This window comes from Paracoccus sp. 228 (genome assembly GCF_000967825.1).
GTDB lineage: Bacteria > Pseudomonadota > Alphaproteobacteria > Rhodobacterales > Rhodobacteraceae > Paracoccus > Paracoccus marcusii.
Map to the genome: position 1 here is coordinate 553,631 of NZ_JYGY01000001.1, position 14,625 is coordinate 568,255.

General features: G+C 70.0%; 13 protein-coding genes. 10 read left to right on the top strand and 3 right to left on the bottom strand.

Annotated elements, in window-relative coordinates; genetic code table 11:
- Positions 1-9: 9 nt before the first annotated feature.
- The 3 genes from SY26_RS02625 (at position 10) to SY26_RS02635 (ending at position 3,292) form a co-directional block, all read left to right on the top strand.
- Complete coding sequence (locus tag SY26_RS02625; protein ID WP_369799387.1) at positions 10-1,233, top strand: AGE family epimerase/isomerase; 1,224 nt, start codon at positions 10-12, stop codon at positions 1,231-1,233.
- A gap of 106 nt (positions 1,234-1,339) precedes the next feature.
- Complete coding sequence (locus SY26_RS02630) at positions 1,340-2,413, top strand: sensor histidine kinase (RefSeq protein ID WP_045999144.1); 1,074 nt, start codon at positions 1,340-1,342, stop codon at positions 2,411-2,413.
- Positions 2,414-2,515: 102 nt separating this feature from the next.
- Positions 2,516-3,292, top strand: coding sequence for a transglutaminase family protein (locus tag SY26_RS02635; protein ID WP_045999145.1), 777 nt, complete (start codon positions 2,516-2,518; stop codon positions 3,290-3,292).
- Positions 3,293-3,296: 4 nt separating this feature from the next.
- On the opposite strand, the gene cbiB is transcribed toward SY26_RS02635, so the two are convergent.
- Together cbiB and SY26_RS02645 are read right to left on the bottom strand one after the other, a co-directional pair.
- Positions 3,297-4,208, bottom strand: a complete 912-nt coding sequence (gene cbiB, locus SY26_RS02640) for an adenosylcobinamide-phosphate synthase CbiB (protein WP_045999146.1) — start codon at positions 4,206-4,208, stop codon at positions 3,297-3,299.
- Between the two features lies 1 nt (position 4,209).
- Positions 4,210-4,749, bottom strand: a complete 540-nt coding sequence (locus SY26_RS02645) for a histidine phosphatase family protein (protein WP_045999147.1) — start codon at positions 4,747-4,749, stop codon at positions 4,210-4,212.
- Positions 4,750-4,893: 144 nt separating this feature from the next.
- Here SY26_RS02645 and SY26_RS02650 point away from each other — a divergent pair, with 144 nt between their 5' ends.
- Genes SY26_RS02650 through SY26_RS02680 form a run of 7 tightly spaced genes read left to right on the top strand, consistent with a single transcriptional unit; the run spans position 4,894 to position 13,259 of the window.
- Positions 4,894-6,054, top strand: coding sequence for an isovaleryl-CoA dehydrogenase (locus tag SY26_RS02650; RefSeq protein WP_045983020.1), 1,161 nt, complete (start codon positions 4,894-4,896; stop codon positions 6,052-6,054).
- Complete coding sequence (locus tag SY26_RS02655; protein WP_045999148.1) at positions 6,054-6,542, top strand: lysozyme inhibitor LprI family protein; 489 nt, start codon at positions 6,054-6,056, stop codon at positions 6,540-6,542. Before SY26_RS02650 ends, SY26_RS02655 begins: the two co-directional genes overlap by 1 nt.
- Position 6,543: 1 nt before the next feature.
- On the top strand, positions 6,544-8,091 hold the full coding sequence (locus tag SY26_RS02660; protein WP_045999149.1) for an AMP-binding protein: 1,548 nt from the start codon (positions 6,544-6,546) through the stop codon (positions 8,089-8,091).
- Positions 8,088-9,692, top strand: coding sequence for a carboxyl transferase domain-containing protein (locus SY26_RS02665; RefSeq protein WP_045999150.1), 1,605 nt, complete (start codon positions 8,088-8,090; stop codon positions 9,690-9,692). The genes SY26_RS02660 and SY26_RS02665 overlap by 4 nt, the downstream gene beginning before the upstream one ends.
- Before the next feature lie 10 nt (positions 9,693-9,702).
- Positions 9,703-11,628 (top strand): biotin carboxylase N-terminal domain-containing protein, encoded by a 1,926-nt coding sequence (locus SY26_RS02670; protein WP_045999151.1) that lies wholly within the window; start codon positions 9,703-9,705, stop codon positions 11,626-11,628.
- On the top strand, positions 11,621-12,484 hold the full coding sequence (locus SY26_RS02675) for a hydroxymethylglutaryl-CoA lyase (protein ID WP_045999152.1): 864 nt from the start codon (positions 11,621-11,623) through the stop codon (positions 12,482-12,484). Before SY26_RS02670 ends, SY26_RS02675 begins: the two co-directional genes overlap by 8 nt.
- Complete coding sequence (locus SY26_RS02680; protein WP_045999153.1) at positions 12,477-13,259, top strand: crotonase/enoyl-CoA hydratase family protein; 783 nt, start codon at positions 12,477-12,479, stop codon at positions 13,257-13,259. The genes SY26_RS02675 and SY26_RS02680 overlap by 8 nt, the downstream gene beginning before the upstream one ends.
- On the opposite strand, the gene SY26_RS02685 is transcribed toward SY26_RS02680, so the two are convergent.
- On the bottom strand, positions 13,256-14,512 hold the full coding sequence (locus SY26_RS02685) for an Nramp family divalent metal transporter (protein ID WP_045999154.1): 1,257 nt from the start codon (positions 14,510-14,512) through the stop codon (positions 13,256-13,258). The two genes, SY26_RS02680 and SY26_RS02685, sit on opposite strands and share 4 nt — an antisense overlap.
- Positions 14,513-14,625: the final 113 nt, after the last annotated feature.

Consider the following 14,625-nt stretch of genomic DNA (forward strand, 5'->3'; position numbering starts at 1 on the left):
AGGATGGCCATGAGCGTGCTTGACGACACCGATCACCGCGCCTTTCTGGCGCGCGACGCGCACCGGGCGCTGGACTTCTTCGATGCCAGCATCCGGCCCGAGGGCGGCTTTCATGTGCTGGACCTGGACGGCACGCCTCTGCCGGGCACGGTGCAGGAGCTGCACACGACCACGCGGCTGGTCCATTCCTATGCGCTGGCGCAGATGGCCGGGCGGCCGGACCGTGCGGGGATCGTGGATCAGGGCATGGACTGGCTGTGGCGCGCGCATCGCGACACCGATCACGGCGGCTATCTGTGGGCCGTGGACGGCACCGCGCCGGTCGAGGGGCCCAAGCTGGCCTATGGCCATGTGTTCGTGCTGCTGGCCGCGTCCAGCGCCAAGATGATCGGGCACCCGGATGCGGATCGCCTGCTGACCGCCATCACGCGGGTACTGGACCGCCACTATTGGGACGACGACGCGGGACTGTTCCGCGACGAGTTCACGCGCGACTGGCAGGCGTTCTCGACCTATCGCGGCATGAACGCCAACATGCACGGGGTCGAGGCGCTGCTGGCCGCGTTCGAGGCGACCGGCGCGCCCGTCCATCTGGACCGTGCCGGGCGGATCCTGGATTTCTTCATCGCGGGGCAGGCGGCGGCGCATGGCTGGCGCATCCCGGAACATTACGACGACCGCTGGCGGCCCGACCATGCCTATGCCGGCAACCCGATGTTCCGCCCCGCCGGCACCACGCCGGGCCACAGCTTCGAGATGGCGCGCCTGCTGCTGCACTGGTGGGATCTGGCCGGGCGCCCCGACACAGGCGCGGTCGCGCAGGCGCGTGCGCTGGTCGATACTGCGCTGGCGGATGCCTGGGCCGACCGGGGCGGGCTGGCCTACACGCTGCGCGACGGTCGCGTGGACAATCCGGCGCGCTATTGGTGGCCGGTGACCGAGGCGATCGGCGCGCTGGCGGCCCTGATCAAGCTGGACCCCCGACCCGGCGACGGCGACTGGTACCGCCGCCTGTGGGCCTTTGCGGACGGGCATCTGATCGACCACGCCCGCGGCGGGTGGTTCCCCGAACTGGGCGATGACGACCGCCCGGCCGCGACGCAGTTCCGGGGCAAGCCCGACATCTATCACGCGCTGCAGGCGGACCTGCTGCCGCTGGCGCGGGGCGTGTCGCATCAGGCGCGCGATCTGGCCCGCACATGTCCCTTGCGCGGCGCGGCGGGCCTTGGCTAACGTTTCCGTGCCGTCCGGATTGGTCCTTGACGTGACCGGGCCGGAGGGCCAAGCGGGACGTCAAGCGGCGGGCCGGGACAGGCCCGCGTCACTGTCGGGTTCATTCATGGTTCCAACCGATCCGAATTTGCGCGCGATCGACCTGCTGGCCGGGTCCGAAGCGGGATTCGCGCTGTCGGTTCTGGATGCCTCGCCGGATTGCATCAAGCTGCTGGACCCCGAGGGGCGGCTGATCTTCATGAACGGCAACGGGTTGTGCGCGATGGAGATCGACGATTTCGCCAGTGTCGATCAGCGGCCCTGGCCGTCGATGTGGCCGCCCGAGGCGGACCGGATGCTGAACGACGCGATGCAGGCGGCGCTGACCGGCGCCGTGACCCGGTTCGAGGCCTTCTGCCCGACCGCGCGCGGCACGCCGCGCTGGTGGCACGTCACCGTGTCGGGGGTCCGGGACGCGGCGGGCCGCGTGGTGCGCATCCTGGCGTCGTCGCGCGACGTGACCGACAGCGTGACCATCCGACGGCAGCTGCAGCAGGAGATCGCCCGCAAGGACGAGGCCATCGCCCGTCAGCACATCCTGATGGGAGAGATCGACCACCGGGTGAAGAACAGCTTTGCTGCGGTCATCGCTCTTCTGCGGATGCAGGCGCGCCAGCAGGCCGGCGGCCCGGCGGGCGCGCAGCTGTCCGATGCGGCGAACCGCATCTCGACCCTGGCGCGGGTGCACGACCAGCTGCACCTGGACCCGGGCAGCCGCGATGTCAGCCTGCGCGATTATGTCGGGGCGCTGGCGACCGATCTGGCGCAGGCGCTGGAGGCGGCGATCACCGTGAACGACGCGCTGGCGCGCGATCTGCGGGTGACGGCGGGGCAGGCGGCAGCGATCGGCCAGATCCTGGCCGAACTGATCGGCAATGCCGTCAAGCACGCGCATCCGGGCCGGCGGCCGGGGCTGTGGCTGGACCTGGCGGAGAACGCGGGCGCGTTGAGCGTCACGTTGTCGGATGACGGGCCGGGCCTGCCTGCCGGGTTCGACCCGGATGCGGCGCGCGGGCTGGGCATGCAGATCTGCCTGATCTATGCCCGCCAGATGGGCGGTGGGCTGGATCACGGTGCCTCTGACCGGGGCGGTGCCCGGTTCCGCGTCACCGTGATGCTGGATGCGGCTGCGTCATCCTGACGCCCGCGGAACCAAGCCGCCGCTTGACGATTGACAATGGCCGCGCAAGCGGGCACGGCTCTGCCCCTTTCCCGACCCACCCCAACCTGACAGGAGCCGCCGATGCGGATGAAGATCGACGTGACGCTTGACTATGCGCTGGAAGCGCCCGGGCCCGCGCTGCTGCTGATCGAGGCGGCGGGCGTTCACGGACAGATCCTGAACCGCACCAACATCGACTTGGGCCAGCCCCTGAAGCTGGCCCGCGTTCCGGCCGAGGAGGGCATCGGCGAACGCATCGTCATGCGCCTGCAGGACCGGCTGACCTGCCGTTATTCGGCCGAGGTCCAGGTGACCCGCCCGCGTCCCGATCTGGCGAGCCTGCAGGCCGTCGAGGTCGAGGACATGCCCGGCGACGCGCTGCGCTATCTTCTGCCGTCGCGCTATTGCCAGTCGGAACGGTTCGGCCATTTCACCGGCTCTCGGTTCGAGGGGCTGACGGGCGGCCCGCTGGTCGCCGCGATGCGCGATTGGGTGGAACGCAACCTGGACTATGTCGCCGGAACCAGCGACGGGGATACAACGGCGGCGGACACCTTCCTGGATCGGCGCGGCGTCTGCCGGGACTATGCGCATCTGCTGATCGCGCTGTGCCGCGCGCAGCAGATCCCCGCGCGCATCGCCAGCGTCTATGCCCCCCATGTCCAGCCGCAGGATTTCCACGCGGTCGTGCAGGTCTATCTGGGCGGCGACTGGCACCTGGTTGATCCGACCGGCATGGCCCATGCGGACCAGATGGCCCTGGTCGCGGTCGGGCGCGACGCGGCGGACGTGGCGTTCCTGACCACGAACTCGGTCGCGGAACTGCGCACGCAAAGCGTCGAGGTCATGCTGTTCTGATCCCTCAGACCAGCGCCGCCGTGGCCAGCAGCAGCGCCGCGACCACCGTGGCGCGACGGATCAGCGCGATGCCCCGGCGCAGGTCCGCCGCATCCGGGTCGGGCGCGGCGGCATTCAGCCACGGCTCGGCCGCGACCCGGTCGGCATAGACGCGCGGACCGGACAACCGGCAGTCCAGGGCGCCTGCCATCGCGCCCTCGGGCCAGCCGGCGTTGGGCGACCGATGGGCAGACGCGTCGCGCAGCGCCACCCGCAGCGCCGCACCCGCGCGCCGACCGGACGCGATCGCGATCAGCCCCGCCGACAGCCGCGCGGGGATCAGGTTCGCCACGTCGTCCAGGCGCGCGGCGATCATTCCGAATGCCTCGTGCCGTGGGGTGCGGTGGCCGATCATCGAATCCATCGTGTTGATCGCCTTGTAGGCCGCGATGCCCGGCAGCCCGCCGACCGCCGCCCAGAACAGCGGCGCGATGACGCCGTCGCTGAAATTCTCGGCCAGGCTTTCCAGGCTGGCGCGGGACAGCGCGGGCGTATCGGCGCGGGTGACGTCGCGCCCCACGATCATCGCGGTCGCACCGCGAGCGGCGGCCAGATCGCCCGCCGCCAGGGGGACGGCCACCGCGCGTAGGTGCTGGTCCAGCGACCGCGCCGCGACCAGCGGCCACGCCAGCACGGCCGCGACCCACGGGCCCAGCCATGCTTGGATCAGGACCGCGGGTATCATGGCCGCCAACAGGACGACAACCACGGTCAGCGCACCCTTGGCGCGCCGCGCCCGGCCCTTGTTCAGCGCGCGATCCAGCGCCGCGATCAGACGCCCGGCCCAGGTCACCGGATGCCCGACCTGGCGATAGACCGCATCGGGCCAACCGATCAGCACATCCAGCATCAGCGCCAGCAGGGCGATCACGGCCATCCTAGTCTCCTGCGCAGAGGTTGACGGTCTGCACCGCCCAATCGGCACCGGCGCGCTGCAGCACGGTCAGCGACAGGGGCGCCACCGCGAAGGACAGGGCGGCAGGCCCGACCACGATGGACAGTGCCGCACGCACGGTGCCCGCATGCGCCACGATCACCGTGTCCCGCTGCAGCGCCTGCAGGACCGGGATCACCCGCGCGGCCATGTCATCGAAGCTTTCACCGCCGTCGGGGCGGTGGCGGGCCAAGGCATCGAGGGGCAGGGGACCAAGGTCGGGCAGGAGTGACGGGTCCATCCCCTCCCACGCGCCCAGGTCCTGTTCCCACAGCGCGGGCTCCAGCCTGTCGGGCACAAGCCCCAGGGCGGTGGCCGTCTGACGACAGCGCAGCGCCGGGCTGGCGATGACCTGGGCGGGACGCAGGCGGGCCGCCTGGCGCGCGAATGCGGCAGCATCGCCGCAATCGGCAGGCACATCGCGCCGGCCGGCCAGCAGGCCGTCGGCAAGACTGGGGGCATGGCGCAGGATCATCAGTCGCATCGCCCTCCTTTGGCGCGTCGGGCGGGCAGGGACAAGCCCCGCGCTTGACGCATCGGCCCAACCGGCGCAGCCTGCTTGACGGGCGCGCGCGGCCTGCGCTATGGAAATGAACAAGCGTTCAATAACTGGGGAGGGGGGATCGCGATGTTCACGCGGGGCATGGAATTCGATCTGGGCGAGGATGTGAACGCGCTGCGCGAGATGGTCCACGGATGGGCCACCGATCGCGTCGCGCCCCTGGCGGCCGAGACCGACCGCACCAACGCTTTTCCCAACCAGCTGTGGACCGAGATGGGCGATCTGGGCCTGCTGGGCATCACGGTGGATGAACAGTACGGCGGGTCGGGCATGGGCTATCTGGCGCATGTGATCGCGGTCGAGGAGATCGCGCGGGCCAGCGCGTCGATCAGCCTGTCCTATGGCGCGCATTCGAACCTGTGCGTGAACCAGATCAAGCTGAACGGCACCGATGCGCAGCGTGCGAAATACCTGCCCGACCTGTGCAGCGGCAAGGCCGTCGGCGCCCTGGCCATGTCCGAGGAAAGCGCGGGCAGCGACGTCGTAGCGATGCGCCTGCGCGCCGAGAAGAAGAACGACCGCTATGTGCTGAACGGCAGCAAGTACTGGATCACCAACGCGCCCGACGCGCAGACGCTGGTGGTCTATGCCAAGACCGACCCCGAGGCCGGGTCGAAGGGCATCACGGCATTCATCGTCGAGCGCGACATGGCCGGTTTCACCACCAGCCCGCATTTCGACAAGCTGGGGATGCGCGGATCGAACACGGGCGAGTTGATCTTCGACAATGTCGAGATCCCGTTCGAGAACGTCCTGGGCGAGGAGGGCCGGGGCGTTCGGGTGCTGATGTCGGGCCTGGACTACGAGAGGGTGGTTCTGGCCGGCATCGGCACCGGTATCATGGCGGCCTGCCTGGATCAGGTCCTGCCCTATGTGGCGGAACGCAAGCAGTTCGGCCAGCCGGTGGGGTCGTTCCAGCTGATGCAGGGCAAGATCGCCGACATGTATGTCGCGCTGAACACCGCCCGCGCCTATGTCTACGAGGTCGCGCGGGCCTGCGACGCGGGCAAGGTCACGCGGCAGGACGCGGCGGGTGCGGTTCTGTATGCCAGCGAACAGGCGATGGTGCAGGCGCATCAAGCCGTGCAGGCGCTTGGCGGGGCCGGGTTCCTGTCCGACAGCGTCGTCAGCCGCCTGTTCCGCGACGCCAAGCTGATGGAGATCGGGGCCGGCACCAGCGAGATCCGCCGCATGCTGATCGGGCGCGAACTGATGGGACTGGTCTGATGCGCATCCTGTTTGCCCTGGCGCTGTTGGCGGCCCCCGCGATGGCGCAGGACGCGCCGTCCTTTGACCCCGCGCCCGTGCTGGCATGCCTTGACAGCGATGCGGCGCCCGACAGCTGTGCGGGCCTGGCCGCGAATGCCTGCATGGAGGGCGAGGGCGGGTCCAGCACGGTCGGCATGGGGTTCTGCCTGGGCGCCGAACGTGACTGGTGGGACGATCGACTGAACACCGCCTATGGCGAGGTGATGACGCGGGCAGAGGCAGGCGATGCGGAACTGGACAGCTTGGACGCCGCGAGTCCGCGTCAAGCGGGTGCCCTGCGCGACATGCAGCGCGCCTGGATCGCCTTCCGCGACGCTGCCTGCGAATACGAGGCGACGCGATGGGGCGGCGGCACCGGCGCGGGGCCCGCGGCCGCGCAATGCGCACTGACCCTGACCGCCCGTCAGGCGAACCAACTGGACGGCTATCTGCGCGAAGGCCCGTGAGATGGCACGCCTGCTGCATCACGCGGACCACGCGCGGCTGTGCCGGGACTTCTGCTGGCAGTACCCCGCGCGGCTGAACATGGCCGACCAGTGCCTGGCCCATGCCCCGGACCGGGTGGCGATCATCGACCATGACGGCGCCCCGCACCCGGTGACCTTCGCCACGCTGGAGGCAATGACCGATGCGCTGGCCCACGCGCTTGGGGCCGATCGCGGCGACCGGATCGGCATCCTGCGCACGCAATCGTCCTGGACGGCGGCCGCGCATCTGGCGGTGTGGAAATCGGCCGCGATCTCTGTCCCGCTGTTCAAGCTGTTCGGCCCGGATGCGCTGGACCTGCGTTTGCGCGACGCGGGTATCTCGACCGTCATCACCGACGCCCAAGGGCGCCGGATGCTGGCCCCGTTCCCCCATCTGCGGGTGATCGTCCCCGAGGACGGCCTGCCCGATGCCGGGCCCTTCGCCACGCGCGACACCGGGCCGGAAGACCCGGCGGTGATCATCTATACTTCGGGGACGACAGGCACGCCCAAGGGCGCGTTGCACGGGCATCGCATGCTGACCGGTCACCTGCCGGGGGTCGAGATGAGCCACGACCTGCTGGGCCAGCCGGGCGACGTCATCTGGACGCCCGCGGACTGGGCCTGGATCGGCGGTCTGTTCGACGTGGCGATGCCGGGGCTTGCGCTTGGCGTGCCCGTGGTCGCCACCCCGATGGCCAAGTTCGATCCGCATGCCGTCGCGGGCCTGATCCGCGACTGCGGCATCCGCAACGTGTTCCTGCCGCCCACCGCGTTGAGGATGCTCAAGGTCGCGGGGGTACGCCTGCCCGGCCTGCGCAGCGTCGCATCGGGCGGAGAGACGCTTGGCGCCCCCATGCTGGACTGGGGCCGGGAGGCATTCGGCCTGCAGATCAACGAATTCTATGGTCAGACCGAATGCAACATGGTCGCATCGGGCAGCGGCGCGATGTTTCCGGCCCGTCCCGGCGCCATCGGGCGCGCGGTGCCCGGGTTCGACTTGGCGGTGATCGACGCGCAGGGCCGGCCAACCGATGCCGAGGGCGACATCGCCATCCGCCGCGGCGCCGGCAGCATGATGCTGGAATACTGGCGGAACCCGCAGGCCACCGCAGCCAAGTTCCGCGGCGACTGGCTGGTGACAGGCGACCGGGGCGTCATCCGGGACGGCCATGTCCAGTTCGTCGGACGCGACGACGACGTCATCACCTCGGCCGGGTACCGCATCGGGCCGTCCGAGGTCGAGGACTGCCTGCTGCGCCATCCCGCCGTGGCGCAGGTCGCCGTGGTCGGCAAGCCCTGTGCGCTGCGTACCGAAATCGTCACGGCCTACGTCGTGCTGCGGCCCGGCCATGAACCGTCGCCCGACCTTGCCGCCGACCTGCAGGCCCATGCCCGCAGCCGGTCCGCCGCCCATTCCTATCCCCGAGAGATCGCCTTTCTGGATGCCCTGCCCATGACCGTGACCGGCAAGGTCATGCGTCGCGCGCTGCGCGATCTGGACCTGGCCGAGGAGACTACACGATGAAACTGACCTCGACCGCGCTGCCTTCGTCCGAGGGGTTCCGCGCCAACCGCACCGCGCATCTGGCCCTGCTGGAGACCGCCCGCGAGGCCGCGGAGGCTGCCATCGCCGGCGGTGGCCCCAAGGCGCTGGAGCGCCACGTCAGCCGCGGCAAGATGCCCCCGCGCGAACGGGTGGCCAACCTTCTGGACCCCGGCAGCCCGTTCCTGGAGATCGGCGCGCTGGCGGCACATGGCCTGTACGACGGGGCCGCGCCCTGTGCGGGGGTCATCGCCGGGGTCGGGCGGGTGCATGGCCAGGACGTGATGGTCGTGGCCAATGACGCGACGGTCAAGGGCGGCACCTATTACCCGATGACGGTCAAGAAGCACCTGCGCGCCCAGGAGATCGCCGAGGAATGCGGCCTGCCCTGCGTCTATCTGGTCGACAGCGGCGGCGCGAACCTGCCCAACCAGGACGAGGTGTTTCCCGACCGCGACCATTTCGGCCGCATCTTCTTCAACCAGGCCCGGATGAGCGCTAAGGGCATCCCGCAGATCGCCGTCGTCATGGGGTCCTGCACCGCGGGCGGCGCCTATGTTCCCGCCATGTCCGACGTGACGATCATCGTGCGCGGCCAGGGGACGATCTTTCTGGCCGGTCCGCCGCTGGTCAAGGCAGCCACCGGCGAGGTGGTCACGTCCGAGGATCTGGGCGGCGGTGACGTGCACACCCGTCTGTCCGGCGTGGCCGATTACCTGGCCGAGGACGACGCTCACGCGCTGGCCCAGGCCCGCCGCGCCATCGCCAACCTGAACCGCCGCCGTCCCGACACCGTCGTCTGGCAGTCCCCGGAACCGCCCGCCTATGACCCCGAGGAGATCCTGGGCGTGGTGCCGGCCGACCTGCGCACCCCCTATGACATCCGCGAGGTCATCGCCCGCATCGTCGACGGCAGCCGCTTTGACGAATTCAAGGCCCGCTTCGGCGAGACGCTGGTCACGGGCTTTGCCCATGTCGACGGCTGCCCGGTGGGCATCATCGCCAACAACGGCGTGCTGTTTTCAGAGGCCGCACAGAAGGGCGCGCATTTCATCGAACTGTGCAGCGCCCGCAACATTCCGCTGGTGTTCCTGCAGAACATCACCGGCTTCATGGTCGGCCGCAAATACGAGAACGAGGGCATCGCCCGCCACGGCGCCAAGATGGTTACAGCGGTCGCCACCACCAACGTGCCCAAGATCACCATGCTGGTCGGCGGCAGCTTCGGCGCGGGCAATTACGGCATGGCGGGGCGGGCCTATTCCCCGCGCTTCCTGTGGACCTGGCCCAACAGCCGCATCAGCGTGATGGGCGGCGAACAGGCCGCGGGCGTCCTGGCCACCGTCCGCCGCGACGGCATCGAACGTGCCGGCGGCCAGTGGTCGCCCGAAGACGAGGCCGAGTTCAAGCGCCCCACGGTCGAGATGTTCGAGCGCCAGTCCCATCCCCTCTATGCCTCCGCAAGGCTGTGGGACGACGGGATCATCGATCCGCGCCAATCGCGCGACATCCTGGCCCTGTCGCTGCGCGCCAGCCTGAACGCACCCATCCAGCCGACGCGGTTCGGCCTGTTCCGCATGTGAGGGGCACGACATGTTCGACAAGATCCTGATCGCCAACCGGGGCGAGATCGCCTGCCGCGTCATCGACACCTGCCGCCGCTTGGGCGTGGCGACGGTCGCGGTCTATTCCGACGCCGACCGTGATGCGCGCCATGTGCAGATGGCCGATCAGGCCGTGCATCTGGGCGGCCCGGCCCCCGCCGAAAGCTATCTGCGGGGCGACAGGGTCATCGCGGCGGCCCAGGCCACCGGCGCGCAGGCGATCCATCCGGGCTACGGCTTCCTGTCCGAGAACCCCGACTTCGTCGATGCGGTGGTGGCCGCGGGGCTGGTCTTTATCGGCCCGTCGGCGGCGGCGATCCGCGCTATGGGGCTCAAGGACGCGGCCAAGGCGCTGATGGAGAAGGCGGGCGTGCCGGTCGTGCCCGGCTATCACGGCGCGGACCAGGACCCGGACCATCTGGCCGCCGAAGCCGCGCGGATCGGCTATCCGGTGCTGATCAAGGCGGTGGCGGGGGGCGGCGGCAAGGGGATGCGGCGCGTGGACGACCCGGCGCAGTTCCGCGATGCGCTGGACAGCGCCCGGTCCGAGGCGCAGGGCGCCTTCGGCAACCCCGCCGTGCTGATCGAGAAATACATCCTGCAGCCACGCCATATCGAGGTGCAGGTCTTCGGCGACGGCACCCGCGCGGTGCATCTCTATGAACGCGACTGCAGCCTGCAGCGCCGCCACCAGAAGGTGATTGAGGAGGCCCCGGCCCCCGGCATGACGCCCGAGATGCGGGCGGCGATGGGCGGTGCGGCGGTGCGCGCGGCCGAGGCCATCGGCTATGCCGGGGCGGGTACGATCGAGTTCATCGTGGACGGTGCGGATGGGCTGCGGCCCGACGGGTTCTGGTTCATGGAGATGAACACCCGCCTGCAGGTCGAACACCCCGTGACCGAGGCCGTGACCGGCATCGATCTGGTCGAATGGCAGCTGCGCGTGGCCAGCGGAGAGCCGCTTCCCCGCGAACAGCGCTTGATCGTAACTGCCGGCCACGCTTTTGAGGCACGACTGTATGCCGAAGATGTGCCCGCAGGCTTTCTGCCTGCTACCGGCCGGCTGTCCCATCTGCGCTTTCCCGACGGTGCCCGGATCGAGACGGGTGTACGTCCGGGCGATACGATCAGCCCGTGGTACGACCCGATGATCGCAAAGGTGGTCACGTGGGGTGCGACCCGCGCCATCGCGCTGCGCGCGCTGGAGCAGGCGCTGGTCGATACCGAGGTTGCGGGTTCGGTCACCAACCTGGACTTTCTGATCGCGCTGACCCGTCATGCCGGGTTCAAGCGTGGCGAGGTCGACACGGGCCTGATCGCCCGCGACCTGCCGTCGCTACTGGATGGCGGGGCCGAGGATCGCGCCGCCCTGGTTCTGGGCGTCATCGGGTTGGCGGGGCTGGCCGATCCCGACATTCGCGGCGGCGCGACCCTGTGGCAGCCGCTGCGCCGCACGATCGCGTGGGAGGGCGGTGAGGCGATGCTGGAGGTGACCGGGCCGGGTGCGGCGCGCGTCACGCTGGACCGCGCGCATGAGGTGCGCTGGCAGTCGGGGCGCTGGTGGGTGGACGGGCAGCCCTGCCGCCACCGCGTCGTGGTTCACCCGGCGGGCGTCGGCGTCTTTGGCGGCCGCGTGGTGCACCTGACCCCGCTGGACCCGCTGGCGCGCAAGGCGGCCGACGGGGCGGGGGACGGGATGACCCGGTCACCCATGCCGGGGCTGGTCAAGGCGGTGCATGTGACGGCGGGACAGACCGTCGCCGCGGGCGACCGGCTGGCCGTGTTGGAGGCCATGAAGATGGAGCACAGCCTGACCGCCGCCGCCGATGGCGTGGTGGCCGAGGTGCTGGCCCAAGCCGGCGACCAGGTCGAGGCCGGCGCACCGCTGATCCGGCTGGAGCCCGCCGATGGCTGAGCATGTCCGGATCTTCGAGATGGGCCCCCGCGACGGTTTGCAGAACGAGAAGCGGCTGATCCCCACCGCCGACAAGATCGCCCTGGTCGACCTGCTGAGCCAGGCGGGCTTTGCGGATATCGAGGTCACCAGTTTCGTTCCCGCGGCCTGGGTGCCCCAGATGGCGGACGGGGCCGAGGTGATGGCGGGCATCACCCGCCGCCCCGGCACGCGCTATGCGGTGCTGACGCCGAACCTGCGCGGCTATCAGGCGGCGCGGGCGGCGCAGGCCGACACGGTCGCGGTCTTTGCCAGCGCCTCGGAGGGATTCAGCCGGGCGAACCTGAACGCCAGCATCGCCGACAGCCTAGCGCGGATGGCACCGGTTGCGGCGCAGGCGCAGGCCGACGGCGTCACCCTGCGCGGCTATGTCAGCGTGGTGACCGACTGTCCCTTCGACGGGCCGGTGGCCCCCGCCGCCGTGGCCCGCGTGGCCGCCGCGCTGCGCGACATGGGGTGTCAGCAGATCAGCCTGGGCGACACGATCGGGCAGGGCCGCCCCGAGACCATCGACGCCATGCTGGCCGCCGTGCTGGAGGAACTGCCCGCCGGCCGCCTGGCCGGGCATTACCACGACACCGCGGGGCGGGCGCTGCAGAACGTGGATGTCAGCCTGGAGCGTGGGTTGCGGGTCTTCGACGCCGCGGTCGGCGGCCTGGGTGGTTGCCCCTATGCGCCGGGCGCCGCGGGCAACGTCGCGACAGAGGCGCTGGCCCGCCATCTGGACAGGCGCGGTTTCGCGCATGGGCTGGACATGGACATCATCACCCGCGCCGCTGCCATGGCCCGCGCCCTGAGGGAGACCCCCGATGCCTGAGACCATCCGCATCGACCGCGACGACCGTGGCGTGGCGACCCTGTGGCTGACGCGTGCGGAAAAGCACAACGCCCTGTCCCGCCCGATGATGGACGAGCTGACCCGGGCCGCCGCCGATCTGGGCGCGGATGCGTCGGTACGCGTGGTGGTTCTGGCGGCCGAAGGCGGCAGTTTCTGCGCGGGCGGCGATCTGGGCTGGATGCGCGAGCAGATGGCCGCGGATGACGCCACGCGGCGCGAGGGGGCGCGGGCGCTGGCCGGGATGCTCTCGGCGCTGAACCTGCTGCCCAAGCCGCTGATCGCGCGGGTTCAGGGCAATGCCTTTGGCGGGGGCGTGGGCATGATGGCGGTCAGCGACATCGTGGTGGCCGCCGACACGGCGCGGTTCGGGCTGACCGAGGTCAGGCTGGGCCTGATCCCCGCGACCATCGGCCCTTATGTGCTGGCCCGCATGGGCGAGCCCGCGGCGCGGCGGGTGTTCTTTTCGGCGCGCCTGTTCGATGCCGCGGAGGCCGTGGACCTGAACCTAGTGTCGCGCCGGGTCGCGGCGGCGGATCTGGATGCGGCGGTGGAGGCCGAGGTGGCCCCCTTCCTGCAGGCGGCACCGGGGGCGGTCGCGGCGGCCAAGGCGCAGTGCCGCGCGCTTGGTCCGCGCATCGACGCCGCCGTCATCGAAGACAGCATCGACCGCCTGGTCGCCGTCTGGCAGGGTGCCGAGGCCCCCGAGGGGATCTCGGCCTTCTTCGAGAAGCGCAAGCCCGCCTGGCAGTCCTAGAACAGCCGCATGATCGAGCTGCGCAGCTGATCGACGGCCAGTGCGGCAAAGGCCAGCGTGCAGATGACCAGCAGGATGTTGGTCAGCGGCTTGTTGCGCCATTCGGCGGGTACGCGGTCGGTGTTCAGGATCCACAGCAGCGTGACCGACATGAATGGCATGAACAGCGCGCCCAGCACGCCGTAAGCCAGGATCAGCAGCACCGGCTGGCCCAAGAACAGCATCGCCATGGGCGGGATGGTCAGCCAGACGATGTAGGCGCGATAGTAGCGCCCGCCCGCCAGGCGGTCGGGATGGGCGTGCGGCTTGCCCTGCACATGGCCCATGAAGTCCGCAAACATCAGGCTGACCCCGTTCCACACCCCGATCAGCGAGCTGAATGATGCCGCGAAGAACCCGATCAGGAACAGCTTGCTGAGCCAGGGGCCATAGCGTTCACCCAGGACGCGGGAGAGGTCGACCATGCCCTGATCGCCGCCGCCAATGGCGATGCCCGCTGAGTAGAGCAGTTCCGCTCCCACGATCAGCGTCGCCACGACGAACAGGCCGGTCACCAGATAGGCGACCGCGTTGTCGATGCGCATGACCGACATGAAGCGCGGGCTGTCCCAGCCCTTCTCGCGCAGCCAGTAGCCATAGGCCGCCAGCGTGATCGTGCCACCGACGCCGCCCGCGACGGACAGGACGTTGATCATCGCGCCATCCGGGATCATCGGGGCAAGGCCGGTCAGGACCTCGCCAAGGTTGGGCAGGGTGGCTGCGGCCGCCAGGACCATGGCGATGAACATCAGGATGACCATCGCGGTCAGCACCCGTTCGAACAGGTCGTAGCGGCCTGACCAGACCAGCGCCAGGCCCAACAGGCCCGACAGGATGCCCCAGGCCGGAACGCCCAGGAACGGCATCAGCGAGGTCAGCGCCAGTCCCGTCCCGGCCATCGCCGCCGCGCCATAGACAAAGCCCCAGATCACGATGTAGGGGCCGAAATACCAACTGGTCCATTTGCCAAGCGTGCTCCATCCCTCGAAGATGGTGTTGCCGGTGGCCAGGCTGTAGCGGCCGGCACCCTCGACCAGCACGATCTTCATGATGCAGCCCGCAACGACGGCCCACAGCAGGGCATAGCCGTATTTGCTGCCCGCGACGGTCGTGGCGATCAGGTCGGCTGCGCCGACGCCGGTTGCGGCCACGACCAGGCCGGGTCCGACCAGGCTCCAGCGCGGTTCGGCCTGGGGGCGATTGGGTGGTGTCATCTGTCCTCATCCCTAAATGTCCGCGCAAACCATGACCCGAAACTGCAGGATGCGCAAATGGCACAAACGGAAAACCCCGCCGCGCGGGGGCGCGGCGGGGCGTTCAGGTCACC